Here is a 26,988-nt window from a genome sequence, read left to right as displayed (position 1 = left end):
TGTCTCCACGCTGCATAATTCTACTTTGTTCCGGCGGTGTCATAGGCGGATTCCGCGTGCTGGGCGTAATCCACGCCGTTGTATTCCTCTTCCCGATCCACGCGCCACCCCATCGTGGCCTCCAGGGCCAGGACGATCACGGCCGTGATCAGCCCGGAGAACAGCACCGCCACCACGGCGATGACGATCTGCACCACGGTGAGTTTGAGGTCCCCCAGCAGGATTCCCAGACCCACGGTGCCCCACAGCCCCGCCACGAGGTGCACGCCCACCACGTCGAGGGAATCGTCATAGCCAAAGCGGAACTTCAAGCCCACCGCCAGGCAAGCAAGCACGCCGCCCACCGCGCCCAGCACCAGGGAGGTCATGGGGTTCAGCGCCCCGGCCGCCGGGGTGATGGCCACCAGGCCCGCCACGATTCCCGACGCCGCGCCCAGCGAGGTCGCGTGCCCATCGCGCAGCCGCTCCGTGGCGAGCCAGGCCAGCAGGCCCGCAGCCGCAGCGGCGGCGGTATTCACCCAGGCCAGGCCCGCCGTGGCATCGGGCGACAGGGCGGAACCGGCGTTGAAGCCGCACCACCCGAACCACAGCAGGGCCGCGCCCAGCATGACCATCGGCAGGTTGTGCGGGCGAGACACCCGGCGCGGGAAGCCCTGGCGCTTGCCCACCACGAGGGCCAGCACGAAGGCCGCCGCGCCGGCGGAGATGTGCACCACGGTGCCGCCCGCGAAGTCGATGGGAGCCACCAGCGCCTCCCCCTCCTCGGTGGTGCCGAAGATCCAGGCGGACAGGGAGTCCGCGCTCTCCGAGAGCAGGCCCCCGCCCCACACCATGTGCGCCAGGGGGAAGTACACCAGGGTGGGCCAGGCGGCGGTGAACGCCAACCAGGTGGAGAACTTCACGCGCCCGGCCAGGGCGCCGGAGATGATCGCGGTGGAGATCACGGCGAAGGTGAGCTGGAAGGCGACGTCGATCAGCGCGGGGTAGCCGTTATCGCCTTGCATGGTGGCGTCGATCCCGCGCAGGCCGAAGAACTCGGTGGGATCGGCCACCACCCCGCCGAGAGAACGGGTGCCGTAGGACATCGACCAGCCCCACAGCAGATACACCACGGTGACCACGCCCAGGGCGGCAAAACTCATCATCATCATGTTCAGCACGGCGCGGCGTCCCGCCATGCCGCCGTAGAACAGGGCGAGGGCGGGGGTCATCAGCAAGACGAGGGAGGCCGCAACCAGCACCCATGCGGCGTTGGCGAGGAGAACTCCTGAATCCATCGGGCACCTACTTTCTCGGGTTTCTATCGTTATATAGATAACCTAGCCCAGGAGAGCGGTTTCCGAATGGTCTATAGAAAAGAAAGTGGCGCAGACCATAAAACCTGCGCCACATTCTCAGCCCGATACAGCCCTAAGCAGACTCCCCCAGCAAGGCGTCCACGAAGCCCTCCACCTCGAAGGGCGCCAGATCATCCGAACCCTCGCCCAGGCCCACCAGCTTCACCGGAACGCCCAGCTCCTCTTGCACCTTAAACACGATGCCCCCCTTGGCCGTGCCGTCAAGCTTGGTGAGCACCACGCCGGTGATGTCCACCACCTCGCTAAACGTGCGCGCCTGCATGAGCCCGTTCTGCCCCACGGTGGCATCCAGCACCAACAGCACCTCGTCCACCTTGGCCTTCTTCTCCACCACGCGCTTGACCTTGCCCAACTGATCCATCAGCCCCACCGAGGTATGCAGGCGCCCGGCCGTATCCACCAGCACCACATCGGCCTGGGAGTCCACGCCCTGAGCCACGGCGTCGAAAGCCACCGAGGCCGGATCCGCCCCCTCCTCGCCGCGCACCGTCTGCGCCCCCACCCGGCGCCCCCAGGTCTCCAACTGATCGGCCGCCGCCGCGCGGAAGGTATCCGCCGCACCCAGCACCACCTTGTGCCCCATCGACACCAACACGCGGGCCAACTTGCCCGTGGTGGTGGTCTTGCCCGTGCCATTAACGCCCACCACCAGCACCACGGCGGGCTTACCCTCATAGGGCATGGCCTTGATCGAGCGATCCAGCCCCGGCTGGCAGGCCTCGATCAGCGTCTCGCGCAGCATGGCGCGGGCCTCAGCCTCCGATGACACCCCGCGCTCCGCGATCTTCACGCGCAGATCCTCCACCACCTTGGTGGTCACGGTGGTGCCCAGATCCGCCATCACCAGGGTGTCCTCGATCTCCTCCCAGGCGTCCTCGTCCAGATCGCCGGCGGAAAGAATATCCAGAACAGACTTGCCGATCACATTCTGCGAGCGGGACAACCGCCCGCGCAGGCGGCCAATGCGGCCCGCAACCGGAGCGATCTCCTCCTGCGGCTCCGCCGCCTCGGCCTCCTGAGCCGCCTCCACCCGCTCCGGGGCGGGGGTGCTTGCCAGTGCTTCCTCTGCCGTGCGAGCGGTGGCGTCCGCAGCAGCGGCGGCCTCCTCGGCCCTGATTTCCTCGGCTGCCTCGATCTCCTCGACCGGGTCAGCGGACTCAGACCCAACGGGCTCGGTGGACTCAGCAGGCTCGACAGCGGAGGCCGCTTCCTCCGTGACCGCGGGTTCGGTGGGCTCGGTAGATTCGGCAGGCTCCGAAACCTCGGCAGAGATTGCGGCGGCTTCCCGCCCCTCCGCTGCCTCTACGACCTCTCGGTTTTCAGTCACCTCAGCCCTGATCGGCTCCGGTTGCTCCTGCCGCTGCTGCGCGCTCCGCGCGGGTTCCTCCACGGCCTTCTCCGGCTGCACGCTCTCCTGCGGGGCCTCCTCCACCACCGGCTTCGGCGGCTCAGGGGACGCAACCTCCGAGGGAACTGGGGCGGGGGCCGCCGGGGTCTGCTCCTGCTGGGGCTTGTCGGTCTTTTCCGTTGCTGGCTGTGCCGGTGCCACGGGCTTCTGCGCAGCTTCCGGTTGAGCCTGCTCTACTCGCTCGACCGGCTTTACCTGTTCAGCGGGCTTGACTCGCTTTGCCGGTGCCGAGGGGCGCGGGTGCGGCTGCGCGCGACGAACCGGGGGCTCGGGATTGCTCTGGTTGCTCTGCTGAACCTGCTGGTCAGCACGCAGCACCGGTTCCTTCTCCTTATCTTCAGCGGCCGGGGTGTTCTTGGTAAAGGCCGCCACGCTGGCGTCTGCCGCGCCACCGGAGGCAAAATTAAAGCCGCCCTTGGCCTGATAGTTACCGGATTTTTGCTGCTGGGTGAGTTGCTTGGGTTCCTCTTCTTCTTTCTTTTCAAAGGTCACGGTCTTAGAGGCCGCGTTCCTGCGGCCAATGAGTACCAAAACCGCCGCCAAAAGAAGGATGACAAGGAGCGCTATGCCAGCGATGATCCAAAAATCCGTAGTCATGCCCTCCATCATGGCAGCACACCCCCTCTATTGACCACCGCACCACACCATACAGCCCCCTCCCTCGCCGCCCTCCCCACCGCAATGTGACGCATGTGATTCACTTCCGTCACACAGCGGCAGGGAAAAGTACTACCTGGCCACCAAGGGGCACCACGGATTCACACCCGTCACACACCGGCAGGAAAAATCACCACACCCCCCAAAAAACCGATCCCCGGGAGTAAAACCCCGGGGATCGGCATTGAAAAACTACGCTGCTACCCCTTCGCCGCGGAGGCCGCCAGGGCCATCGCCTCGGCGGAGATCACGTCCCCCGTGACCAGATCCGGCACCACGTCGGCCAGCTGCGACCACCCCTGCGCGGCCGCATCCAGGGTCTTGGACTTGCCGATCAAACCGTGGGCGTGCATGCGCGCCGCAAGCGCAAACACCAGGGATACCACCGGGGCCAGGGCCCAGGCGTTGTCCTTATCCTCGGTATTCACGCCGTCGAGCTTGTCAAAGCGCACGCGCGCCGCCGAGTACAGGGCCCGGTGCGTGTTGCGTAGCGCCCGCAGGAGAGAAACGGCGGGCTTGACCAGCCCCTCCGAGGTGAGCAGGCGGTTGAGTTCCTCGCGCTTGCGGAAGGTTTCAAACACGGCCATGAGACGCGGGCCGTCCTCCATGATGGGGCCGGGAACGATGTCCGCGTTGGCGAAGAACATGCTCATCAGCTGCTCCTGCTGCGCGGAGTCCATGTGCGCGATGCGCACGGTGGAGGCATCAATGCACGCGGAGTCCAGGGTGGAATCGCGCCCGGTGAGCAGGGTGTTGACCAGGGCTGGGCCGGCGGTCTTTTTCAGCTGCGCCAGCAGGGCCTTGAGTTCCTTGGTGCTCTCGGGCCGCCCCAGAGCCCCGCCCACCTCGCCCAATTGCATCATGATGGTGATCCACGGGCTGCGGTGATCCTCGCGCTCCACGGGAGCCTCCTCCGTGAGGTTGAAGGAGTGGTTGACCAGGCCGGTGACGATCATGCGACCGGGCTGTAAGTGAGCGGGCACCAGGGAATCAGACAGCCCGCGCAGGGCGGCGCGGGGGGATTCCTCAAAGATCGTGTGGGTCACGTCGCGTTCCCGCGTGGTGGAGCCAAAGTGATCCCAGATCACCGGCAGCACCTGCGCGCTGGCGGGCGGGGTCTCCTCCTCCCCGGAGAGGAAGGCCGAAAGGCGCGCTAGTTCCTCCGGCTGGTCGGCAAGGTAGCCGGGCTGTTCTACGCGCAGCGCCGTCTCGCCGGGGTGCTGCGGGGCGCGAAGGGTGCCAAAGGGATCCCCGGCGTAGAGCTGCACGACGAGATCGCCGGCGTCGATAAGCGATTCCGGCAGCGGCGTGACCTCGGTGACGTGGCGGATGTGCCGGGCCACCGACCACGGCGCGGTGGCGGGCCACACCCAGGCCGCGAGGTTGCGTGATTCCATGAGGTCCGCAAAGCGCAGAGCCCCGTCCGCCACGCTCACCTCGGTGGCGTGCGGGGTGGAACTCATCACCGCCAGCGTCACGGACACGCGATTATTACTGCCCGGATCGGTCCACTCGAATTCCAGGCGCCCCTCGGGCATGACCGCCACGGACTGCGCGATGGCGTCCACCGGCGCGGAGTAAGTCACCGCGTCCTCCCTAGTCAGCGCCACGGTGCGCACCGGGGAACCGTGCTGGTTGCGCACGCTCACCCGGGGCCGCTCCAGTTCCCCGGTGGCGCGCACACGGATCCGCCCCGCCGGATCAATGTGGCGGGTGCCCAGGTATAGGCGGCTGGTGCGCCACATGGGCTGGTACGTGGTCATGCCCAGTTCAAAGGACAACGCCGGGGGGCTAAACCGCAGCGGGAGGCTATCGCCCTCGTCCGTGCTCACCACGAAGTCCGCGCCTGCCTCATGCGGAGCCACGGCGATGCGGCGCGGGGAGACGGAAAAATCCTTCTCCCCATGCCCCACCGCGAGCACCGCCGGGGAAAGCCCGCCTTGGGCGGGAATCCGCACGCTGTGCCCGCCCTCCATCGTGGTCTCGCAGACCATGCCCTCCACGATGGCGTAGCGATGCCGGAAGGACTCGTTGCGCGGGCCGCGCAGGCGCACCAGGTACTCGCCCACCCAGGGGGCGTCGTACGCCTCGGGGTCAAAGATCTGGAAGGCCCCACCCTCGGCGGGTACCTCCAGCGGCTCCGGCTCCGCGATCTCCTCGGCGGTTTCCCCCACCCCGGAATAGGCGGAGATGGAGAGATACCAGATCTCCTCACGCCCGGAAAGGGTGGCCGGGAAGTCCGCCACCAGGGACTCCGCGTGCACCGGCAGGCGGTTGAGGGTGCGCACGTCCGCCACCGGCTCCACCGGGTGCACGAAGCGCACACGCTGCCGGGGGTCCACGCTGCGCAGGTGCGACATCGCGGACGGAGACTGCCCCACCCGCACCACCTGAAGAGAGGCTATCGACGCCGCCTCCACCCGTCGGCATTCCCAGCCCGACCAGCCCTGGATGGACTGGGTACCCAGCACCGGCACCGGCTGCCCGGACACGGCGTCCACTAGCTGCGCGTCATCGGGCACCACCACGAAGAGTTCCGAGTGATGCAGCGAGACCTTATCCGTGAGGTTTTGCCCATTGGCGGCAAAGATCAACACGGGATCTTCGGCGTCCACCACCGGCACCACCCAGGTGATCCCGTTGGTGGTATCGAGCACCGTGGCCTCGCGCACCTGGTTTTCCACCGCCACGTCCAGGGACTCCGCGTAGGTGGGTTCCCCCCAGGGGCGGGCGGTGCGGAAGATCCTGGTGGTGCCCGCCACGCTCACCCTCCAGGAAACCTCGGCGTGCACGCCATCGCCCACGTACTGCGTGGACACCCGCTGCTCCGGCAGACGCAGACATACTCGCCCGCGCTGCGTATCGAGCACCAGGCGCGGGCGAATCTCGCGGGGTGCCACCCCCACCGCCGTGGCGCGCTCCGGGGTGCCCACGGGACGCTCCCGTAACTCCGCCACCACGGCCTCATCGACGAGCCTGGGCAGGGCGGGCTCCAGGTGGGAGCGATCCCGATCCAACCAAGAGGTAGGGTGCTGGGTGGAAAAGGCCCGTACTGCCTGCACACCGCGAACAAGATGCCCCATGCGCTCGGGCGCCCGGGTGGCGATCAGGGCGGTGGCCGGAAGATCGCTGCTCTCCAGGGCAATCAGGGCCTCCTGCTCGCCTGGGTTGCCCCTCTCATCGAGCTGATCGAGCAGCTCCAGCAGGCCCGCCACCTCGCGGTAGATCACCCCGGCGTGATAGCAGAGCAGATCCACGCTGCCCAGCCCCTCGGGGGTCTCCAGGCCCGCCCGAGCCAAAAGCCCGGGGACCTCCCGATCCAGGGCCGCCACCCAGTCCTCGGTGGCGCTCAATCCCAGCCCCGCAAAGTATTCGGTATAGAACTCCGCGCGATCCACCAGGCGGCTGGCGCGGAAGATCAGCGTCACAGAGGTCATCACGGGGGTGACCTCCCACAGGCTCGGCAGATCCGCACCCGCCGTGACCTGCCGGGAAAGGAACAGGCCAAAGAGCCTGTCATAGCGCTCCATCTCATCGCTGCTTAGCCCCGCCTCCGGGAAATACGGGTGCTGCGCGAAGGTCTCCGCCAGGCGCAATTCTCCCTGCGAGGCCCAGCCCAGCAGGGAATCCGTCATATCGGCAAAAGGAGTACCTGCCCCCGTACCGTGCTCGCTCATCACCGTGTGTTCGACCCCTTAATGTTTCCCTCGATCGTTCCTGACAACCCTCATCAGCCTAGAGCAGGCGCGCCCGTCGCGGTATCGTCGGGCTGCATACGCTGGCTGAGCACCCTCGTGATGCCGTCGCCGCGCATGGTCACGCCGTAGAGCACGTTGGCCACGTCCATCGTGGGTTTTTGGTGCGTAATCACGATGAGCTGGGAATCCCGGCGCAACTCCCTGAACAGGTTAATCAAGCGGCGCAGGTTGACGTCATCCAGCGCGGCCTCCACCTCATCCATGACGTAGAACGGGCTGGGGCGGGCGCGGAAGATCGCCACCAACAGGGCCAAGGCCGTCAGGGATTTTTCACCGCCGGAGAGCAGGGAAAGCCGCTTGACCTTCTTGCCCGGCGGGCGGGCCTCCAGCTCGATCCCCGTGCTGAGCATATCCTCCGGCTCGGTGAGCACCAGGCGGCCCTGGCCACCCGGAAAGAGCGTGTGAAAGACCTTGGGAAACTCCGCCTCCACGTCCTGCCAGGCCTCGGTGAACAACTGCAAAATGCGGGCGTCCACCTCCTCGATCACACCCTGAAGATCCTCGCGCGCCTCCTCCACGTCCGCCAACTGGGTGGACAGGAACTGGTAACGCTCCTCTAAGGCCTTGTACTCCTCTAGGGCCAGCGGGTTGACCTTACCCAGGGCGCTTAAGTCCTTCTCCGCCTGCTTGAGCCGAGCCTGCTCCGCCCGGCGATCAAAGTCCGGCTCCGGGGTATAGTCCGCCAACAGATCGGGAATGGCCACACCCAGCTGCTCCACGGTCTTGGCCTCGGCCTCGTCGATGCGCACCTGGGCCTGGCTGGCCGCGATCTCGGAGGCATGCGCGGTATCGCTGAGCCTTCCCAGCTGCTGACGCACCGCGCTCACCGCGTCCTTAGCCTGGGAAAGCCGCGCGGTGATCTGCGCCTTGCTGCGTTGCACCTCGTCGCGCCGCGCGGCGGCGCGCCCCACGGCCTCCTCCACCCGGCCTTCCACCTCTTGAGCCCCGGCCGCCACGGCGCGTGCCAGGGCGGCCTCGGCCCTGCGCTTAGCCATGGCTTCTTCGTGGCGGGCCCGCGCCTTGCGCTCATGGGTTGCCTGGCGGCGCAATTGCTGCGCCTTGCCGCGAGCCTGCTCCACTCGGTCCTCCGCGCTGCGGGCGCTGAGTTTGGCCTCCATCTCCATCGCCCGGATCTGGTTCAGGGCCTCCTTGGCGGTATCGCGAGCCTGGGTGGAGGGTTCCTCGGTGGCGGTGTCCTCAGTATCCACCTGGGCGAGGCGCTGGCGCACGGCCGCTAACTCCGCCCGCGCCTGGGCGAGGCGCTGTTCAATCCCTTCGCCTCGCTTCTTCGTTTTATCGCGCGCCGCCTCCTGCTCCGTCACCGCGCGCTCTAAGCGGCGTACCTCCCTGGCCCATCCCTCGGCCTGGGCATCGTGTTCGCGCAGCGCGGCGGTGGCGGACGCCGCCTCCACGCGGGCCTCTTGGGCGGCCAGCGTGGCACCTTCCACCGTGCCGGAGAGTTCCGCCAGCCGTCCCTGAGCGGCGGCTAGTTCCCCCTCGGCCTGGGCGATCTGCCCCTCCACCTCCACGGAACTCGCGGCGGCCTGGCCCACCTGCACCCAGCCCTGGCCTACAAGTTCGCCCTCGCGGGTGACGGCGCGCAAGCGGGGATCGGCGGCCACCGCCTCCTGGGCGGCCGCCCAGGAGGGCGCGAGTGCTACGTCTGCCAGCAGACGGTTGATGGCGGGAGCCACCGCCGGGGAGAGGTCCACGTGGTCAAGCAACCACTCGGCCCCCTCGGGGAGATCGGCATCAAGGCGCCAGGTGCGCGCCGCGTCCTGCCAGGTCTCCTCAGGTCGCCCGGGTCCCTCGTGCTCCCCCGTGGCACCGTGCTCCGCGTCCTGCCCGGTCGCCGCGTCCGCGCCGCCCTCCCCGCCGCTTCGCGGGGCCGCCAACAGCACCGTGCGCTCTACTCCCGCCTCGCGCAGGGTTTCGATCACCTCGCCGGTCAGCGGCCCCACCAGGGCCTCTCCATGAGCGCCCAGGGCGGCGGCCAGGGCGGTCTCCATCCCGGTGTGCGGACGTACCTCCCGGCTAAGCCCCCGCCACAGTTCCCCGTCCAGGATCTCCGTCGCGCTGGCTCTGGGGAGGGTGTGGCGCAGCGTCTCGATCCTGGCGCTGAGCGTGTACACCTCGCGCTCGTGTTCCCGCTGGGTGGCGCGTACTTGTTCCAGGCGTTCCTCGGCGGCCTGGGCCTCGGCGGTAGCCCGGGTGCTGGCCTCCGCCAGGGGTTCGCGCTGATGGTTTGCTTGCTCGTGTTCCTCCCGCGCCGCCTCCCATTCTTCTCGGGTGTGGGCCAAGCGCGCCTGCGCCTCCTCCCCGGCGCTGCGGTGGCGCTCTAATTCCTCCTCCGCGCTGTTCACCCGCGCGGAGTGGTTCTCCTCGGCCGCCAGCAGCCGCACCACGCCCTCGCGGTGATCGGCCAGGGCCTTGATCTGCGCCAGGTGTTCGCGCTCGGCCTCGCGGGCGGTTTCCTCCCGCTGCGCGGCTTCTTCCTCGATGACCTCCAGGCGCTCCCGCGCGATCGCCGCGGCCTCTTCCAGGCGGGCGAACTCCGCGTCCGCTTCCTCGGCGCGGTGTTCCAGGGCTTCGGGGTCTATCCCGGAGTAGGGAACCTCGTGGCCCGCTCCCCGGGCGCGTTCGGCAGCGATGCGCGCGGTGGCGCTGACCCGCTCGGTCAGGGTGGAAAGGCGGAACCAGAGTTGCTGGGCGGCTTCCTCCTTGGGCAGCACCTCGGAGAGGCGCTCCTCCCATTCCACCTGCTGTTCGGTGCGCTCCTCTAGTTCCTCGGTGAGGGCGCTCACCCGTTCCCTGAGTACCTCGGCCTGGCGGGTGGTATCGCTTAGTTCCGCGCGCAGGGTCACAATGCGATCCCCGGCCAGCCGCAGGCGGGCATCGCGCACCGTGGCCTGTACGGTGGCGGCGCGCCGCGCGGCCTCGGCCTGGCGGGCCAGGGGCTTGAGTTGGCGGGCTAGTTCCTCGGTGAGATCGCGCAAGCGATCCAGGTTGCCCTGCATGTTGGCGAGTTTGCGCTGGGCTTTTTCCTTGCGCCTGCGGTGTTTGAGCACGCCCGCGGCCTCTTCGATGTAGGCGCGGCGTTCCTCCGGACGGGATTCCAGGATCTCAGATAGCTTCCCCTGCCCCACGATGACGTGCATTTCCCGGCCGATTCCGGAATCAGAAAGCAATTCCTGAATATCCATCAGCCGGGCTTTGGAGCCGTTAATTTCGTATTCACTGGCCCCGTCCCGGAACATACGGCGGGTAACCGATACCTCGGAATAATCAATGGGGAGTTTCCCATCGGCGTTATCAATAGTGAGCGTCACCTCCGCCCGGCCCAGGGGCTTGCGATCCCCCGCGCCGGCAAAGATCACGTCCTGCATCTTGCCGCCGCGCAGCGTCTTGGCCCCCTGTTCCCCCATCACCCAGGCCAGGGCGTCCACCACGTTGGACTTTCCCGAGCCATTAGGCCCCACCACCGCGCAGATACCCGGCTCAAACTTCAAGGTGGTCGCGGACGCGAAGGATTTAAATCCCTTGAGCGTCAGCGATTTGAGGTGCATGGTGGGAAGATTTTAGCTTATCGACGCCCCGCAGGCCCGAAGCGGCCGCGCCTAACGCTCCACGAACCCTTCTTCCCCCTTGGGCCGTGCCCACTGCTCCACCACCGTATCCACCCGGCCCGGCGTGCCGCCGCCCCGGAGGAGACCCAGCAGATCCTCGCACTGGGCGCGGGTGCCCTCGGCCACCACGCACACGCGGCCATCGGGGAGATTCGTGGCGGAACCGCGCAGGCCGATCTCCAGGGCGCGGCTGCGCGTCCACCACCGAAACCCCACCCCCTGTACGTGCCCGTGGACAAAGGCCGTCAGCCGGGTATCCGGGGCTACCTGTGCCATTGGTAATCCAGGTTCTCGTAGCGCCCGTCACGGTGGGTGATGGGATCGGCCCCGTCCCAGGCCTCCATGTGCTTCCAGCCCAGGGTGGAACGGGGAATATCCTCCCGGTGGAACACCGGGTTGAGCCCGGCACGGCGTTGCACGGAGTAATGGCGCAGCACCGCCACGGCCACCCCGCTGAGCGGAATGAGCGCGATGAGGTTAATGGAGGCCATGATTCCGCTGAACACGTCCGCCAGCGCCCACACCAGGGGCACCGAGCCGATGGCCCCACCGAACACGCACACCGCCACCAGCACGCGGAAGGCCCGCAGCCACCGCTGGCTGCGCTGCTTGCCCGCCAGGTATTCGATATTGGACTCGCCGTAATAATAATTGCCGATGATGGAGGAATAAGCCAGGAAGATGATGATGAACGTGAGGAAGTGAATCCCCCACTCCCCCACCGAGGCCGCCAGGGCGTGCTGGGTGAGTTCCATGCCTCCGGTTTCCTTACTGAGATCCTGCCCTGCGAGCAGAATGATAAAGGCCGTCATGGAGCACACCACCAGGGTGTCAAAATACACGCCAAGGGTCTGGATTAGCCCCTGCTTAGCGGGGTGGGAAACGGAGGCGGTGGCGGCGGCGTTGGGCACCGAGCCCATGCCCGCCTCGTTGGAGAACAAACCACGCCGCACGCCCTGAATAAACACGGTAGCCAGCGCGGCCCCGGCGAACTCCCGGAAGCCAAAGGCGTGGGCCACAATGTCCACCACCATGCCCGGCACCTTATCAATGTTCAGGCCGATCACGATGAAGGCCAGCACGATGTACAGCACCGCCATCACCGGCACCACGGTCTGGGTAAAGGAGGCGATGCGCTGCACCCCGCCGAACACGATGAGCAGGGTCACCGCCGCGAGCACCAAGCCGATGACGGCGTTGGTGCCCATGCCCTCGCTGCCCACGGAGGTGGAGATCGCCGCGCTGATGGAATTGGACTGCACCGCGTTGAACACAAAGCCGTAGGTCACGCAGATCACCACGGCGAACATCACGGCCAGGGGCTTCCAGCCCAGGGCGCGCGTCATGTAATAGGCCGGGCCGCCGCGATAGGAATCCTTATCCCGCACCTTGTACACCTGCGCCAGGGTAGATTCCACGAAGGAGGTGGCCCCGCCGATGATCGCCAGGCACCACATCCAAAACACCGCGCCCGGCCCGCCGACGGCCACCGCCAGGGCCACCCCGGCCACGTTGCCGGTGCCCACGCGGGAGGCGGCGGACATGGTAAACGCCTTAAACGCGGAGATGCCCTTGGTGCCCTCAGAAATGTCCGAGGGCTTTTCCACCACGGAGCGGAACATATCCGGCAGGAAGCGAATCTGCACCAGGGCGGTGCGGAAGCAGTAGGCCACACCGGAGAGAACCAGAACCGGGACAACCCACCACGTCCAGAAGCCCTCATTGAATGCCTCCACGGCATCGACCAAAAAATCCATGCGCAAAAGATTACCGTTCCCCCGCGCCTGGGTAATAACTCCGCGCACGGTGCGGCGGCATTATTACCCCCGCCATTTATCGTCCCGATTCTTTTTGCGCGGGTGGGGCGGCGTCGCAAAGCCCCCTCCTACCGGGGCCGCTGACACCTCGGGCAAAAGTGCGAGGAACGATTCATAAACGCCTCACGCCTGATCTCCGTTCCACAACGGGGGCAAGGCTGGCCGTGGCGGCCATAGGCGTGCAGGCTCAGATCAAAATATCCCGATTCCCCGTTGACGTTCACGTACAGCGAGTCAAAGGAAGTACCACCCTGTTCCAGCGCCCTTTCCATCACGCCCCGCCCCGCCCACAGCAGTTCCTCCAGGCGGGCCAGGCTCACCCGTGAGGCTCGTTGCCGCCCGTGCAGGCGCGCCTCCCAGAGCATTTCATCGGCGTAGATGTTGCCAATACCGGAGACCACCTCCTGATTAAGCAACACCCTCTTGATCTCCGTGGGGCGGGCCTTGATCCGCCGCGCCAACGCAGCAATATCCAGGGCCGGATCGAGCAGATCCTGGGCGATGTGCGCCACGGGCAGCGGAACCCCCTGTGCATCGCCGGGGGTGGCGTGCCAGTAGCCAAAGGTGCGCTGGTCAATGAAGTGAAGCCAGGTTCCCTGGGTGTGTTCCGCCCCCAACACCGGGGAAAGGAACGCACTCGCCCGCAGGTGCGGGTGTGGTTCCTGGTGATCCTTGATGAGCATCTGCCCGCTCATGCCCAGGTGCACCAGCAGACGCTCCGGGCGATCCGTGCTCAGCCACAGGAATTTGCCGCGCCGGTGCGCGCCCGTGAGCGTGGCCCCCTCCAAGAGTTCTTCGAGCGCCGCCCCGCCACCGGATTGGTTGCGCGCGGCGCGGGGGTGCGACACCTGCACCCGGTGCAGGCGACGGCCCACCGCGTGATCCGCCAGGCCCCGGCGCACCACCTCCACCTCGGGTAACTCAGGCATGTGCTACCTCAAGCATGGGCGGCATCATCGGGCGGGGTGGAATCCACGATCTCCGGGGAGTCTTCTGCGGGGGCCTCCACCGCAAGCCCCTCCACCGCAGACCCCTCTGCCACGGACACGGCGGCGCGCACCTGGGGATCGGCCAACGCCAGATAAGCCTGGTGCGCTGCTTCCTGCTCCGCGATCTTCTTGTTCTGCCCCGTGCCCGAGCCCACCGCGTGCCCGTTGACCGCCGCGTGCGCGCTAAACACCAGCTCGTGCTCCGGGCCGGTGGAGGTGGAGGAGTAGGTGGCCATGGGCAGCTTCAGTTCCGCCAGGCGCTCCTGGAGCACCGTTTTCCAATCCTCGTGGCGGCCCTTGGCCGTGGCGGTGTCAATCTTGTGGCCAAAAAGCCGCAGGATCACCTCGCGGGCCACCTCAAAGCCGTGTTCCCGGTAGATCACGCCCAGGATCGCCTCGGTGGTATCCGCCAGGATTGATTCCTTGCGTCGGCCTCCGGTGGCCAGTTCCCCCTTGCCCAAAAGGATGTGATCGCCCAGGCGAATATCCCGCGCAATATCCGCGCAGCCGTAGCGAGAAACAATCCCGGCGCGCATCTTGGAGATTTCCGATTCCGGGCTGGACGGGTACTGGGCATAGAGCTGCGTGGCCACCGAGAGCCCCAGGACCGCGTCCCCCAGGAACTCCAGGCGCTCATTATTGGGCAGCATGCCGTTCTCGTTGGCAAAGGAGCGGTGCGTGAGAGCCAGGCGCAGACCCTCCTCGCTGATCTCTACGCCGAGTTTGTCCAGCAGCGGGCGGTGATTGATCGCCCCGAAGGCCGCGTCGAGGGCCTCTTGTCCGCTGAGCCGCTTCTTCTTCATCACAGAAACTTCTCCAGCCCCGCCCAGCGCGGATCGGGCAGGGAGCCCTCGTCCTCCCCGGAGACGCCGTCGGGAGCCGGAGCTGCGGACTCATCCTGCGCGCAGCCTTCCGGGCAGGTGGGGTTAAACGGCAGGGTCAGGCCCACCTCATCGGTGACCGCCTGCTGAATATCCACGCGATCGTCCACGATCTGCGGGATCTCTTCCGCTTCGTCGTCGTCCGAGCCTTCCTCATGCACCACCACGTCTGCGGAATCGGCAAAGAACTGGTTGATGTGGAAGTCCCCCTCCTGGTGCAGTTCCGCCAGGCACCGCACGCACTGCCCCCGGAGGGTGGCCTGTACCTGCGCGTCCACGAGCACGCCGGTGCCCAGCGGCGTCACCAACGCCTCCACGGTGACCTTCTCCCCCTCCTCGATAGCGATCATCGCCGCGCCGATGCGCGCCGGGGAAGGCCCGGTGAGGGTGCGCCGCTGCGCGGTCGAGGAGTGCACGAGGCCCGAGACATCAAAAACAAAAGGTGAGTTCATAGCGTGCCCAGCCTACCCTTGCGGGGATTAATCCTCGTACCCGTACGGCTCCCGCGGTTCGCGGCCGGTGCCCGCCGCCCCCGCGCCGCGGCGCAGCGCCGCCCGATCCCGGGACACGGTGCGCAGCACCCCGGAAAGGGTCTCCTCGAAGTCCGCGAGCTTGCCGTCTACAAACTGATCGCATTCGCTGCGCAGCTTCTTGGAATCCGCGTGCGCGGCGTCCACCACGCGGTGTGCCTCCTCGTTGGCGCGGCGCACCACCTCGGACTCGGAGACCAGGCGATTTTGCTCCGCCAGGCCCTCGTCCACACTGCGCTGGTAAGAATCGTTGCCGTCCGCGATCAAACGATCCGCCTCCGCCTGGGCGCGGGAGAGCGTGTCATCGGCCTCCGCGCGGGCACGGCTGACGGTCTGGTGCGCGTCCTCCTCCGCGCGTGCCACCACGGTGGTGGCACGGTGTTGTGCGTCCGCCACCATCTCATCGGCCTCGCGTTGCGCGCCATCAACGATCTCCGCCGCCTGGGCGTCGGCATCGCCCACGATGGTGCTGGCGCGCTCCTCCGCACCGCGCAGGATCTCGTCCTGCTTGTCCAGGACGTCCTGCGCGTCGTCGATCTCGATGGGCAGGGCGTTGCGCAGATCGTCGAGGAGTGCCAGGACGTCATTACGCGGCACCATGCAATTGGAGGTCATGGGCACGCCGTAAGCCTGCTCCACTGTTTGAACCAGTTCATCCAGGGCTTCGAATACGCGGTACATGGAAAAAATGCTACCTGTTGGCCCGCGAACATATCATTAGCGCTGGTCAGCGATACCCCCTGGCCGATCAATTCTCGGGGTGGGGCCTCCCGCGGCGGGCTTATCGACGCCCGTGGGGTGCGCGGCTGGGCACAGCACAGGCACCCCGGCAGAATACGCAGACAGCCCTGAAGCGCCCTGGGTTTTGGTCCCCAATTTTTATAGGAAGGCAGGAACCAAAACCCAGGGCGCTTCAGAAGGCTCGTTGCCCCGGATCACTCACCAAACGTGGTGGCAGGGGAAGCGATCAGATCATCGGAAGAGATGTAATACGTGTCCATCGTGCCGTTGAGCATCACCATCTGATCGGAGAGCACGTCGGGCAGGCCCAGCCCCAGAGTTTGCAGGGCGGATTTGAGTTCCTCCGGGGGCATGTCCGCGCTGAGGGTGAGGGAAGCCGGAAGGGTAACCCCGGCTACCTGCGGGGTCACCTCCACCGCGTGCACGATGATGTGGAAGTTTCCGTTCAGGGTGGTAATCGCCCCCGGCGCGCTGCGCTTCCACACGGGAGGCACCCCGGAGGCATCTCCGGGGAAACGAACAGAGAGGTTATCTAGGATCGCGTGATCCGCGTCGATTCTGATCGCCTGGCGCGGCCCCTGGACGGTATCGATGGTGACATAGGAGAACTTCACGTTCCCCACCAGCGAGGTCTTATCCGTCATCACGGTGTAGCGGTTACCGCTGGGCGGAACGGTCCACGGAATCGGCTCGGGTGGCGCAAGATCGATCCCCGGCACCTGCGGCAACGGGGCCTGGTTGATCTTGTCCATGAGTTCCCCGTCGAGTATCTCCTCACCGCGCTCGCGCAATTCCTCCGCACCGGGCAGCGGCGGCAGTTCCGGCAGGCCCGGTATACCGGGAAGCGCCGGGGGCGCGGGATTATTTCCGTTATTTTCCCGTGGTGTCTCCCCCACCGGAGCCTGCGGCTGCGGCGCCTCATCCTCCTGCGGGAGGAAGGGGATCACGTCCTGGATCCGGGGAAGCAGGGCCTGATTGGCCTCTGCGGCGGGTTGTTCCATCACCGAGATTCCCAGGGCGGCGGCGGTCACGGCCGCCACCGCGCTGCTTCCGGCGGCGCGTCGCCGCTTCTTTCTACGCTCCTTTGGCTCCTTATCTTCTTCCGTCCAGGACAGCGCCAGCGCGCCACCCACGAGGGCCAGCAGCGTACCCACACCAAAGCCACCGAAGTTCGAGGTGGGCAGGGCCACCACACCCAGGATCAGGGAAACCACTCCGGTGAGAATGCGCCCCTCCCCCCGGAACCAGGTGAGGAATCCGCACACGATGAGCAGCACCCCGATGATGAGGGTGGATACCCCGGAGATGGTGGATATTTGCACCTGGATATTGGAGATCTCAAAGGAGAGATACGCGGGGGTCATAATCACGGCCCCGGCGAAGATCATCACCAGCCCGGCCCCGAAGGGACGCTGCCTGCGCCAGGCGGTAAAACGCCTGTTGTTCTTTTCCAGCCTCTCGCTGGTGCTCTCAGCCTCGTGGTTCTCCACCGCCTCAGCAACCCCAGCGGCCCCGGCGTGGTCAACAGTATTCTCCCCCACCGCGGGCCCGAGGTCGCGCGTAATTTCGTTGGCCTCCTCCGTCTGCGAGTATTTAGCAGACACTCTTGTCCACCTCTTCGATGGTGATCTTGGCACCCGCAGCGGTGAGCTTGTCCGCCGCCACGGAGGCGGCCCTGATCTTTTGGTCGTTGGCCACCAGGCCCTGAGCCACGATGGCACTTGCGCCCGGCTCCGCCTTATCGGAGAGCTGCTGGGCGTCCACGCCGATCTGCGGCTTAATCATGGTGAGGGAACCGTCGAGGTTCTTTGCGCCGATCACCAGGTTTGAGGCGGTGGTGTTCGGGCCGCTGGCGATCATCTGGAACTTGCGCTCACCCAGACCGGGGACGTTGATGGGCATGGACATGCACATGTCGCTGATGGTGGCCTCGTCGAGACGCAGGCGCGTCACGCCCGTATTGCCGTCGCGCATCTGCTCGTTGTCCACAAAGAGGTTCATGCCCTGGGCCTCCAGGCTGCCCACCTGCATGGAAAAGATGGTGTTGGACAGCGCCAGGTTGGCGGAGAGTCCGCCCTGCGCCATCGCCACGCCCATGCCCGCCGTCACCAGCGCGCTGCCAGCCATGATGGCTGCGAATCGAATCTTCCTAATGTGCCCCACGGCTCTCCTCCTCCAAACTTAAAAGTGGCAGCAACCTCACCATACAGGAGGAGTGAGGGCAGACACTTTATTGTTTCCTTCAACTATGAAAAGGGATACTAACACCCTCCCCGGCGCTTCGCGCAAGTTTTCTCATAAAATTTTCACCCCGCTAAGGTACTCACCCCCAGAATCCACGCTCACCGGCAACAAGAAAAGGGCCCGCGCACGCGGCGCGGACCCTCCTACCGGGAGCAACCCGGCGTCGGAAAGCTGAGAACCTAGATGATCCCCTGGGCGAGCATGGCGTCAGCCACCTTCTTGAAGCCGGCGATGTTCGCGCCCACCACGTAATCACCCTCGTGTCCGTACTCCTTGGCGGTGCGATCCGCCGCCTTGAAGATGTTGGACATGATCTTGTGCAGGCGCTCGTCGGTGTACTCGAAGCTCCAGGAATCGCGGGAGGCGTTCTGCTGCATCTCCAGCGCGGAGGTCGCCACACCGCCGGCATTAGCGGCCTTGCCCGGGGCGAAGTGCACGCCCTCCTTGCGGAATACCTCGATCGCCTCGGCCGTGGAGGGCATGTTCGCACCCTCCGCCACGTAGCGGCAGCCGTTGGCCGCCAGCGTGCGGGCATGCTCGCCGTCGAGCTCGTTCTGGGTGGCGCACGGCAGGGCGACGTCGCACGTCAAGTCCCAGAGGCTGCCCTCGGTGTGCAGCACGGCCCCCTCGGCCTCCTCCACGTACTCGTTCACGCGGGCGCGGCGCACCTCCTTGATCTCCTTGAGCAGTTCCACGTCCACGCCGTTGGGAGTTTCCACCCACGCGGAGGAATCGGAGAAGGCGATCACGGTGGCGCCGAGCTCCTGGGCCTTTTCGATGGCATAGATGGCCACGTTGCCGGAGCCGGAGACCACCACCTTGGCCCCGTCAAGCTTTTCCTCGTGGGCCTTCATCATCTCCTCGGTGAGGTACACCGCGCCGTAGCCGGTGGCCTCGGTGCGCACCAGGGAGCCGCCCCAGGTCAGGCCCTTGCCGGTGAGCACGCCGGACTCGTGCTGGTTAGCAAGGCGGCGGTACTGGCCAAAGAGGTAGCCGATCTCGCGGCCGCCCACGCCGATGTCACCGGCGGGAACGTCGCGATACTCGCCGATGTGGCGGTGCAGTTCCGTCATGAAGGACTGGCAGAAGCGCATGACCTCTCCGTCGCTCTTGCCCTTGGGGTCAAAGTCGGAGCCGCCCTTGCCGCCGCCGATAGGCAGGCCGGTCAGGGAGTTCTTGAAGATCTGCTCGAAGCCCAGGAACTTGATGATGCCCAGGTTCACCGAGGGGTGGAAGCGCAGGCCGCCCTTGTACGGGCCCAGCGCGGAGTTGAACTGCACGCGGAAGCCGCGATTGACCTGCACCACGCCCTCGTCATCCACCCAGGGCACCCGGAAGATGAGCTGGCGCTCCGGCTCGCACAGGCGCTGAATCAGGCCATAGTCCGCGTAGTGGGGATCCTTTTCCAGCACGATCTTGAGGGAGTCCAGCACCTCGGCGACCGCCTGGTGAAACTCCGGCTCTCCGGCGTTGCGCTTCAGCAACATGTCGTAGTAGCTGGATACCTGCTCTTCAATGGACACGGGGGTTCCTTTCCTCTCGCGGCCCCGCCGCCTGCTTCTTCCGTGCAGTGCGGCGCGAGCCGGTGCGTGATCGAGACATTTCAATTAAAGCACAGGTATTGCCCAAACGGAACACCTTTTTGTTCACGCCCCGGCGTTTCCCATGCTCAGAGCGGGTAAGTATCATTGGTCGGGTGACCGAAAATACGAGCCCCCGCACCCTCTCCATCGTCATCGCCCCCGATTCCTTCAAGGGCCGCGCCACCGCCCCCGAGGCCGCCGCCTACCTCGGGGAGGGCGTACGCGAGGTGCTTCCCCACGCCGAGATCACCCTGGCCCCGATGGCCGACGGCGGGGAGGGCACCTCCGCCACGTTTGGCGGGCGCACCATCACCCTGCCCACCACCGACGCCTCCGGCCGCCTCACCGAGGCCAGCTACCGCTACGACGAGACCTCCGCCACCGCCTACATCGACGTGGCCGCCGCCTCCGGACTCCCCGCGGTGATCGACCGCCCGGTGCCGCTGACCGGCGATACCTACGGCACCGGGGTGCTCATCGCGGACGCGCAGACGCGCGGGGCACGCACCATCACCCTGGCGCTGGGCGGCACCGCCACCATCGACGGTGGCACGGGAATCCTCGTGGCCCTCGGCGCCACCCCGCTTGACCCGCGCGGCTACGCGGTGCCCAAGGGCGGCGGTTATCTCTCCGCGATCCGCAGCATCGACACCGCCCAACTCAACATTCCCGCCGCCGCCTGCGAGTGGGTGCTGCTGTGCGATGTCTCCTCCCCCGCCACCGGCCCGCAGGGCGCGGCGGCCGTATTTGGCCCGCAAAAGGGGGCCGAGCCGGAGGACGTGGAGATCCTCGATCGCGGCCTGGGCCACCTCTGCTCGCTCCTCAGCGTCGATCCCGCTACCCCCGGCATGGGGGCCGCCGGCGGCGTGGGCATCGGGCTGACCTGGCTCTCGCGCACCCTACACGGCGATGACTCCCACATCCGGCTTCTCCCCGGCGCCCCCGTGGTGGCCGCCTCCCTGGGCCTACCGGAACTCATCGCGCAGGCAGACCTGGTTATCACCGGCGAGGGCCGCCTGGATCACCAATCCACCCAGGGCAAGGTGGTGGGCACCGTGCTCGACCTCGCCCGCCCCCACCACACCCCCGTGGCGGTGGCCACCGGTTCCGTGGCCGGGGAGGTGCCGTCCGGGGCGTCGGTGACTCTCCTTGAGGACAACCCAGACGATCGCGCCCAGCTTATCGACGCCGGGCGTCGCATAGCCCAGCGCTACCTGCGCACCTCCACCGTCCAGGGGTAGTGCGCGGGCTGCTCGTGGGCGGCCTCGTTGGCCAGCAGCACCGGGTCCTGCGGGAGGTTCGCCTGCGGGGTGAGCATCCTCGACAGGCTCATGGTCAGCTCGTTAATAGAACCATTCACCCCGTCCACGTCGAGGGTATAGCGGCGCACGCTCGCGCCGTCGAGGTCACGGCCCTCATGCTCGGCGCGGAAAATCTCCCGGAGTTGATCCTCCACCCCCGCGGCCACCTGCGGGCTCGGGTCAAAGGAAAGCGCGGCGTGGCGAGCCTTGCCGGTGGAACGCAGCCGCTCGCTGGCCGTGGAGAAGGCGGAACGCAGTTGTTCGGCCTGATCGCTGGGGATCAACACATCAAACTGAATCTGAGGCATGAGGCAAGCCTAACTAGAAATGTCCGCGAATGGTTCTATGATGGTGGCAACCCACATTTTTTCATAGGAGTGAAACGTCACCGATGGGCACCATTGCTCAGTTGTTGCAGACCAATTCCGTCGATCTCACCTTCCAGCGCGCCTTCTACGAGGATCTTCACGAGCACCCGGAGCTCTCCGGGCTGGAGCGCGCCACCGCGCAGCGCATCGAAACCATGCTGGAACGCTTCCGCTGTGAGGTCATCACCCAGATCGGCGGCTTCGGCATCGTCGCCATCTTCCGCAACGGCGAGGGCCCCACCGCGCTCATGCGCGCCGACTTCGACGCCCTCCCCGTCAAGGAGGCCACCGGCGTTTCTTACGCCTCTACCCGCGTCCAGGCCCGCCCCGACGGCTCCACCACCCCCGTCATGCACGCCTGTGGGCACGACATGCACACCACCGCCCTCATGGGCGTATGCGCGCTTCTCGACGCCTCCCGCGAGCACTGGAAAGGCACCTTCATCGCCCTCTTCCAGCCCGCCGAGGAAACCGGCACCGGCGCGGACGCGATGGTGGCCGACGGGCTGGCCCGCCACATTCCCAAACCCGACGTGTGCTTTGGCCAGCACGTCATGCCCGGCCGCGCCGGAGAGGTACAGACCATGCCCGGCGCGCAGCTGGCCTCCACCAACTCCATCAAAATCACCGTCACCGGGCGCAGCGCCCACGGCTCCATGCCGCACCGCGCCATCGACCCCACCTACCTCGCCGCCATGATCGTGGTGCGCCTGCAAGGAATCGTGGGCCGCGAGGTGGACCCCAACGAGTTCGCCGTGGTCACCGTGGGTTCCCTGCGCTCCGGCAGCACCAACAACATCATCCCCGATACCGCCGAGATCGTGCTCAATTGCCGGTTCTACAACGAGGACGTCAAGCGCCACGTGCTGCGCGCCATTCGCCGCGTGGTCACCGCCGAGTGCGAGGCCTCCGGCTCCCCGCAGCCCCCACAATTCGAGTTCTTCTCCCACGGGGAACTCACCGATAACTCCCCGGCCGTGTTCGACCGCGTGCGCCCGGTGTTTGACGATGTGTTTGGCCGCAATTCCGTGGACTCCGCCCGCTCCACCGTCTCCGAGGACTTCTCCCACATTCCCCGCGCCTTCGGCGTGCCCTACCTCTTCTGGCTAGTGGGCTGCACCCCGCCCGAGGTATGGGACAAGGCAGTGGCCAATAACAGCGTGGGCCAGGACGTCCCCGTGAACCACATGCCCACCTTCCTCCCGGATTATGAGCCCACCGTGGCGGCCGCCACCCGCGCGGGGGCGGCGGCGGTGTTGGCGTATTTGGGAATCTAAACCCCCTGCCCCGCTATATCCTCCTCCACCAACGTCATGTTGATAACGGCAGCGGCCTGAGCACCCGCCCCGGCGGCCACGGGGACGATCGCCCCGGGGTTACACACGTTTCCGGCCGCGTACACGAGCGGGTGGGAAGTTTGGCCCATGTTATTTACCTCTAAGGCCTCCCCCATCGGGGTCTGCGTGGTGGCAAGGCTCAACTCCGAGGCAAAGCCGAGTTCAAGGCGCAGTATGGTTCCCACGAATACCGCATCTACTGGGTATTCACCTGCCGCAGTGCGCACCGCTGCAAGCGCACTCGGTTCCCCCACCAACTCCATCACCGAGGCCTCCACCAGGCGCGCTCCGTGTGCGCGCAGCCTCTCGGCGGACTCCAGTTCCATGCCTTGCGCAAAAAGCGTGAGGTCGCTCGTCCATTGGGTAAGCAGTTTTGCCTGGTGCTCGCTCATCGGCGAGGTGGCGATCACGCCTAGGCGTTTATGTGCTACCTCGTAGCCGTGGCAGTAGGGGCAGTGCAGAACGCCGCTTCCCCAGTGCCGTTCCAGGCCGGGGATCTCCGGCAATACGTCCACCGCACCGGTGGCCAGCAGCACGCGACGTGCGCGGTGAGTGGCCGAACCGGAATCGGTAGTAAAGGTCACGTCCATTCCAACCGTGCCTTCGGCAAGCCGGGTCACGGCGCCGCTCACAAACTCCACCCCATAGGCCTGGGCCTCGGCCCGGCCCGCCGCCACAAACTCCGCAGGTTCCTTGCCATCAAACCCCACCACGTTGTGCATGTAGGCGGCAAAGCGATTGCGCGGGGCACCCGCATCCACCACGAGGGTGCGGCGCAGGGAGCGCCCAGAAGTGAGCGCTGCTGCTACCCCCGCTGCCGAACCGCCAATAATGATGAGATCCCAGTGCTGCGCCATGTCACCCCACCCTAATGAAAAAGACTCCCACTTACAGTGGGAGTCTTAAGCGGCAAGGATGCCCTACTCGTCCCCGCGCGCGGACTGCGCCTCGGCCTTGCTGAAGCTATCGCCCAGCAGATGCACGTGGATCATGTTGGTGTTGCCCTGGATTCCGGGAGGCGTACCGGCCACCACCACCACCATGTCATCGCGGGAGTATTCCTTCATCTCCAGCAGTTCCGCGTTGACCTCTTCCATCATGCGGTCGGTGGAGTCCACATCGTCCACCAGGAACGTCCGCGTTCCCCAGCTCAGGGCCAGCTGCGAGCGCACGGACTCGTTAGGAGTGAATGCCAAAAGCGGCAGGTGCGAGTGCAGGCGGGCCACACGGCGGGCGGTATCGCCGGAGGTGGTGAACGCCACCAGAGCCTTGGCGCCGAGGCGCTCGGCGATGTCACGGGCGGAGTAGGAGATCACGCCGCGCTTGGTGCGCGGAATGTGCGAGAGCGGGGGAACCACGCCGCCGTCCTCGGCCTGGCGCACGATGCGGGCCATGGTGCGCACCACATTGTGCGGGTCCACGCCCACGGAGGTCTCGCCGGAGAGCATCACGGCGTCCGCGCCGTCGAGCACGGCATTGGCGACGTCGGAGGCCTCGGCGCGGGTGGGGCGCGAGTTCTGGATCATGGAGTCCAGCATCTGGGTGGCCACGATCACGGGCTTGGCGTTCTCGCGGGCCACCTGGATCGCGCGCTTCTGGAAGAGCGGCACCTGTTCCAGGGGCACCTCCACGCCGAGGTCGCCGCGGGCGATCATGATGCCGTCGAAGGCCAGCACGATGGATTCCAGGGCGTCCACGGCCTCCGGCTTCTCCAGCTTGGCCACCACGGGCACCCGGCGGCCTACCTCGTCCATGACCTCGTGCACCAGGTCAACGTCGCCGGGAGAACGCACGAAGGACAGCGCGATGATGTCCACGCCGAGTTCCAGGGCGAAGCGCAGGTCTCGGATGTCCTTCTCGGACAACGCGGGCACGGAGACGTCCATACCGGGGAGGGAAACGCCCTTGTGGTCGGAGACGGGGCCGCCCTCGGTGACCTTGCACACCACGTCGTTGCCCTCTACCTCAAGGCACACCAGGCCCACCTTGCCGTCATCCACCAGCAGGCGATCGCCCGCCTTGGCGTCGTTGGCCAGGCCCTTGTAGGTGGTGGACACGCGGTCGTGCGTGCCTTCCACGTCCTCGGTGGTAATGCGGATGATCTCGCCGGTCTCCCAGCGGGTAGCGCCCTCGGTGAACGTGCCCAGGCGGATCTTGGGGCCCTGGAGGTCGGCCAGGATGCCCACGGCCTTGCCGGTCTTGTTGGCGGCCTGGCGCACCCAGGCGTAGTTCTGTGCGTGATCCTCGTGCGAGCCGTGCGAGAAGTTCATGCGCGCGACGTTCATGCCGTCGTTGACCAGATCCAAGATGGCGGTCTCGCTCGCCACGGCCGGGCCGAGAGTACAAACAATCTTTGTTCTTCTATCCACGTTATTCCACCCTACTGATAATCGCGTCCGGTCTCCACGGATATGCGCCCGAATACGCCCACTCCTGTGGGGTTATCCGGGCCTCTTCCGTATGCCAATGTACCCGTCTCAGCGCTCGCTCGCCTCGCTGCCAGCGGTGCCCTCGGCGGCGTCGATAGTCCCCCGCCTGCGCAGCGCAAAGAACGCCGCCACCGCCCCGGCGCACACCACCGCGGAGACGATGGTGTTGATCCGCAGGCCCCCCACCAGGGTGGCGGGATCGTCGCGCATGAGCTCGATCCAGAACCGCCCCACCGTGTATCCCGCCACGTAGAGGGCAAAGAGCTGACCGCCGCGCAGCGTGAAGCGCCGGTCGATCCACAACAAAAGCGCGAAGATCGCTAGGTTCCACATCATCTCGTACAGGAATGTGGGGTGCACCGAGGTCAGCACCTCCCCCGTGGAGGTTCCCGTCACCGGGGCGGGACGGCCCTGCTCGTCTACTCGTTGATAAATATCCAGCGCCCAGGGCACCTCCGTGGGACGGCCGTAGAGCTCCTGATTAAACCAGTTGCCCAGGCGCCCAATGGCCTGCGCCAGGATCACCCCGGGAGCCACGGCGTCCGCGAAGGGGCCCAGCGCCACCTTCTTCCGCCGCAGGTACCACCACACCGCCAGCCCACCCAGGGCCACCGCGCCCCAGATCCCCAGGCCGCCGTTGGTGATCTTCAGCGCGTCGATCGGGTTGGCCCCCTCCCCAAAGTACTTGGGCCAGTCCGTGAGCACGTGATAAATCCGCCCGCCGATGATTCCGGCGGGAATGGCCACGATGGCCACGTCCAGAACCAGGTTGGGATCGCCCCCGCGAGCCGCGTAGCGCCGGGTGGTCAGCCACAGCGCCACCACGATTCCGGCGATGATGCACAGCGCATAGGCGCGGATGGGCACCGGGCCGAGGTACCACACGCCCTGCGGCGGGGAGGGAATATTGGCTAAGTAATCAACACGCACGCCTATCAGTGTGCCTCATCGCCCACGGGTCGCGCTGCCCCACCCGGGCCCGCGCGGGAAAGCGCACCCGGGCACACAAGAACAGGCACACAAGGACGGACGCACAAGAAAAAAGCCCAGCCGCGCTCACCGCGCGGGTTTGACCCTCCGCGCCGCGCAGGCCGGGTGCTGCCCCGCCGCCGTGAGCGCGCGGAGGCTCTCCCGGATTCCCGCGCTCCCGCGCACCGCGCGCCCCACCACCACGGCATCCGCGCCGTTGGCGGCGTAGGACAGCAGATCGCTGGGGTCCTCCACCCCGGCGAGCCCCACGCACAGGGCGGATTCCGGCAGCCCGGCGGCTATTTCCGCAAAGAGTTCTGAGTCCGCCGCCCCTGTGTGCCGATCCCTGGTGTTGATCCCCAGCACCCGCAGGCCCGCGTCCAGGGCGCGCCCGGCCTCCTCCGGGGTGCGCACCTCCGCCAGGGCCACCATGCCCAGGGATTCCGCCCGATCCGCCAGGGCCACCAGGCGGTACTCGTCCAGGTATTTTACGTGCAGGGGGATCACATCGGCCCCGAATACCCGGGCCTCGTGGATCTGGTAGGGGTCAAAGAACAGCCCCCGCGCCATCACCGGCACGCTCACTGCGGGGCGCACCTGCACCATCGTGGCCAGCGCCCCGAGAAAGCGCTGCGGTTCCGCGTGGCAGGCGATGAGGTGCGCGCCTTCCTCCTCGTATCCGCGCGCCGCCTCCTGGACTCCGCTTTCTCGCGCGTCCGAGGAGGTCAGGCCCCGTAATTCGGGGATCACCCCGCAGCCGCTGCGCAGCAGGGCCGCCACGGCATCGCGCGCGGGGGCGACGGCGCGCGAGCGCGCCTTGATCTCCTGGAAGGGCAGCCGCGCCTCGCGCAGGGCGAGGTGGTGGCGGGCCAGGGCGGGAATGGGATCAACAACCGCGGAAAGTCCCATGGCCCCTCCTCCGCTCATGTCCCGGACGTGACTCATACCACCTGTGGATTCCCCACACAGGATAACCGCTGCGCAGAACAGAG

Annotated in this window: 19 protein-coding genes and 1 pseudogene; 2 read left to right on the top strand and 18 right to left on the bottom strand. The window is 66.7% G+C overall.

Annotated features, from left to right (window positions below; genetic code table 11):
• Positions 1-20 precede the first annotated feature (20 nt).
• The 13 genes and pseudogenes from Cocul_RS02050 to gdhA form a co-directional block, all read right to left on the bottom strand.
• A complete protein-coding gene (locus tag Cocul_RS02050) occupies positions 21-1,277 on the bottom strand; it encodes an ammonium transporter (RefSeq protein WP_055121646.1) in 1,257 nt (418 codons plus the stop codon).
• 133 nt (positions 1,278-1,410) lie between these two features.
• The gene (gene ftsY, locus Cocul_RS02045; protein ID WP_055122002.1) at positions 1,411-3,363 is read right to left on the bottom strand and encodes a signal recognition particle-docking protein FtsY; all 1,953 of its coding nucleotides are present in this window, start codon (positions 3,361-3,363) and stop codon (positions 1,411-1,413) included.
• Between the two features lie 260 nt (positions 3,364-3,623).
• Positions 3,624-7,100, bottom strand: coding sequence for a hypothetical protein (locus tag Cocul_RS02040; RefSeq protein ID WP_055121645.1), 3,477 nt, complete (start codon positions 7,098-7,100; stop codon positions 3,624-3,626).
• 53 nt (positions 7,101-7,153) lie between these two features.
• Entirely contained in the window at positions 7,154-10,747 is a 3,594-nt protein-coding gene (locus tag Cocul_RS02035) for an AAA family ATPase (RefSeq protein ID WP_055121644.1), read from the bottom strand.
• A 51-nt stretch (positions 10,748-10,798) separates the two neighbouring features.
• A complete protein-coding gene (locus tag Cocul_RS02030; protein WP_055121643.1) occupies positions 10,799-11,083 on the bottom strand; it encodes an acylphosphatase in 285 nt (94 codons plus the stop codon).
• Complete coding sequence (locus Cocul_RS02025) at positions 11,071-12,564, bottom strand: alanine/glycine:cation symporter family protein (protein WP_055121642.1); 1,494 nt, start codon at positions 12,562-12,564, stop codon at positions 11,071-11,073. The genes Cocul_RS02030 and Cocul_RS02025 overlap by 13 nt, the downstream gene beginning before the upstream one ends.
• 128 nt (positions 12,565-12,692) lie before the next feature.
• Positions 12,693-13,553 (bottom strand): bifunctional DNA-formamidopyrimidine glycosylase/DNA-(apurinic or apyrimidinic site) lyase, encoded by an 861-nt coding sequence (gene mutM / locus Cocul_RS02020; RefSeq protein ID WP_055121641.1) that lies wholly within the window; start codon positions 13,551-13,553, stop codon positions 12,693-12,695.
• Between the two features lie 137 nt (positions 13,554-13,690).
• Positions 13,691-14,416: pseudogene (rnc, locus tag Cocul_RS02015) on the bottom strand (ribonuclease III); the annotation flags it as partial.
• Positions 14,416-14,946, bottom strand: coding sequence for a YceD family protein (locus Cocul_RS02010; protein WP_055121640.1), 531 nt, complete (start codon positions 14,944-14,946; stop codon positions 14,416-14,418). The pseudogene rnc and the gene Cocul_RS02010, both read right to left, overlap by 1 nt.
• Positions 14,947-14,973: 27 nt before the next feature.
• Entirely contained in the window at positions 14,974-15,705 is a 732-nt protein-coding gene (locus tag Cocul_RS02005) for a DivIVA domain-containing protein (protein WP_055121639.1), read from the bottom strand.
• Positions 15,706-15,959: 254 nt separating this feature from the next.
• Positions 15,960-17,369 (bottom strand): DUF6114 domain-containing protein, encoded by a 1,410-nt coding sequence (locus tag Cocul_RS02000; protein WP_055121638.1) that lies wholly within the window; start codon positions 17,367-17,369, stop codon positions 15,960-15,962.
• On the bottom strand, positions 17,359-17,928 hold the full coding sequence (locus Cocul_RS01995) for a DUF6230 family protein (RefSeq protein ID WP_055121637.1): 570 nt from the start codon (positions 17,926-17,928) through the stop codon (positions 17,359-17,361). The genes Cocul_RS02000 and Cocul_RS01995 overlap by 11 nt, the downstream gene beginning before the upstream one ends.
• A gap of 260 nt (positions 17,929-18,188) precedes the next feature.
• Positions 18,189-19,532 (bottom strand): NADP-specific glutamate dehydrogenase, encoded by a 1,344-nt coding sequence (gene gdhA, locus Cocul_RS01990; protein WP_055121636.1) that lies wholly within the window; start codon positions 19,530-19,532, stop codon positions 18,189-18,191.
• 173 nt (positions 19,533-19,705) lie between these two features.
• On the opposite strand from gdhA, the gene Cocul_RS01985 reads away from it, so the two are divergent.
• Complete coding sequence (locus tag Cocul_RS01985) at positions 19,706-20,833, top strand: glycerate kinase (RefSeq protein WP_055121635.1); 1,128 nt, start codon at positions 19,706-19,708, stop codon at positions 20,831-20,833.
• On the opposite strand, the gene Cocul_RS01980 is transcribed toward Cocul_RS01985, so the two are convergent.
• Positions 20,803-21,201, bottom strand: a complete 399-nt coding sequence (locus tag Cocul_RS01980) for a hypothetical protein (RefSeq protein WP_055121634.1) — start codon at positions 21,199-21,201, stop codon at positions 20,803-20,805. The genes Cocul_RS01985 and Cocul_RS01980 overlap by 31 nt on opposite strands.
• Before the next feature lie 83 nt (positions 21,202-21,284).
• Between Cocul_RS01980 and Cocul_RS01975 the strand changes: the two genes are divergently transcribed.
• The gene (locus Cocul_RS01975) at positions 21,285-22,538 is read left to right on the top strand and encodes an amidohydrolase (protein WP_055121633.1); all 1,254 of its coding nucleotides are present in this window, start codon (positions 21,285-21,287) and stop codon (positions 22,536-22,538) included.
• Here Cocul_RS01975 and Cocul_RS01970 read toward each other — a convergent pair.
• The 4 genes from Cocul_RS01970 to Cocul_RS01955 all read right to left on the bottom strand — a co-directional run bounded on the left by Cocul_RS01970 (position 22,535) and on the right by Cocul_RS01955 (position 26,905).
• Positions 22,535-23,455 (bottom strand): NAD(P)/FAD-dependent oxidoreductase, encoded by a 921-nt coding sequence (locus tag Cocul_RS01970; RefSeq protein WP_055121632.1) that lies wholly within the window; start codon positions 23,453-23,455, stop codon positions 22,535-22,537. The two genes, Cocul_RS01975 and Cocul_RS01970, sit on opposite strands and share 4 nt — an antisense overlap.
• Before the next feature lie 63 nt (positions 23,456-23,518).
• Positions 23,519-24,967: a pyruvate kinase gene (gene pyk, locus Cocul_RS01965; RefSeq protein ID WP_055121631.1), complete on the bottom strand. Its 1,449-nt coding sequence runs from the start codon at positions 24,965-24,967 to the stop codon at positions 23,519-23,521.
• Positions 24,968-25,075: 108 nt separating this feature from the next.
• Positions 25,076-25,957, bottom strand: a complete 882-nt coding sequence (gene lgt / locus Cocul_RS01960) for a prolipoprotein diacylglyceryl transferase (protein ID WP_055121630.1) — start codon at positions 25,955-25,957, stop codon at positions 25,076-25,078.
• A gap of 126 nt (positions 25,958-26,083) precedes the next feature.
• Positions 26,084-26,905 (bottom strand): indole-3-glycerol phosphate synthase TrpC, encoded by an 822-nt coding sequence (locus Cocul_RS01955; protein ID WP_055121629.1) that lies wholly within the window; start codon positions 26,903-26,905, stop codon positions 26,084-26,086.
• Between the last annotated feature and the right edge of the window lie 83 nt (positions 26,906-26,988).

The organism is Corynebacterium oculi, from assembly GCF_001412105.1.
Lineage (GTDB): Bacteria > Actinomycetota > Actinomycetes > Mycobacteriales > Mycobacteriaceae > Corynebacterium > Corynebacterium oculi.
Note: the sequence above shows the minus strand (reverse complement) of the source record. Positions and strands in the feature narration are given on the sequence as shown.

Coding starts and splice junctions, on each gene's coding strand:
- Cocul_RS02040 (WP_055121645.1), bottom strand. CDS start 7,100: ATGAGCGAGCACGGTACGGGGGCAGGTACTCCTTTTGCCGATATGACG.
- Cocul_RS01975 (WP_055121633.1), top strand. CDS start 21,285: ATGGGCACCATTGCTCAGTTGTTGCAGACCAATTCCGTCGATCTCACC.
- mutM (WP_055121641.1), bottom strand. CDS start 13,553: ATGCCTGAGTTACCCGAGGTGGAGGTGGTGCGCCGGGGCCTGGCGGAT.
- Cocul_RS02025 (WP_055121642.1), bottom strand. CDS start 12,564: ATGGATTTTTTGGTCGATGCCGTGGAGGCATTCAATGAGGGCTTCTGG.
- Cocul_RS02050 (WP_055121646.1), bottom strand. CDS start 1,277: ATGGATTCAGGAGTTCTCCTCGCCAACGCCGCATGGGTGCTGGTTGCG.
- Cocul_RS01980 (WP_055121634.1), bottom strand. CDS start 21,201: ATGCCTCAGATTCAGTTTGATGTGTTGATCCCCAGCGATCAGGCCGAA.
- Cocul_RS01970 (WP_055121632.1), bottom strand. CDS start 23,455: ATGGCGCAGCACTGGGATCTCATCATTATTGGCGGTTCGGCAGCGGGG.
- Cocul_RS01955 (WP_055121629.1), bottom strand. CDS start 26,905: ATGGGACTTTCCGCGGTTGTTGATCCCATTCCCGCCCTGGCCCGCCAC.
- ftsY (WP_055122002.1), bottom strand. CDS start 3,363: ATGACTACGGATTTTTGGATCATCGCTGGCATAGCGCTCCTTGTCATC.
- Cocul_RS02005 (WP_055121639.1), bottom strand. CDS start 15,705: ATGTACCGCGTATTCGAAGCCCTGGATGAACTGGTTCAAACAGTGGAG.
- Cocul_RS02010 (WP_055121640.1), bottom strand. CDS start 14,946: ATGAACTCACCTTTTGTTTTTGATGTCTCGGGCCTCGTGCACTCCTCG.
- Cocul_RS02030 (WP_055121643.1), bottom strand. CDS start 11,083: ATGGCACAGGTAGCCCCGGATACCCGGCTGACGGCCTTTGTCCACGGG.
- Cocul_RS02035 (WP_055121644.1), bottom strand. CDS start 10,747: ATGCACCTCAAATCGCTGACGCTCAAGGGATTTAAATCCTTCGCGTCC.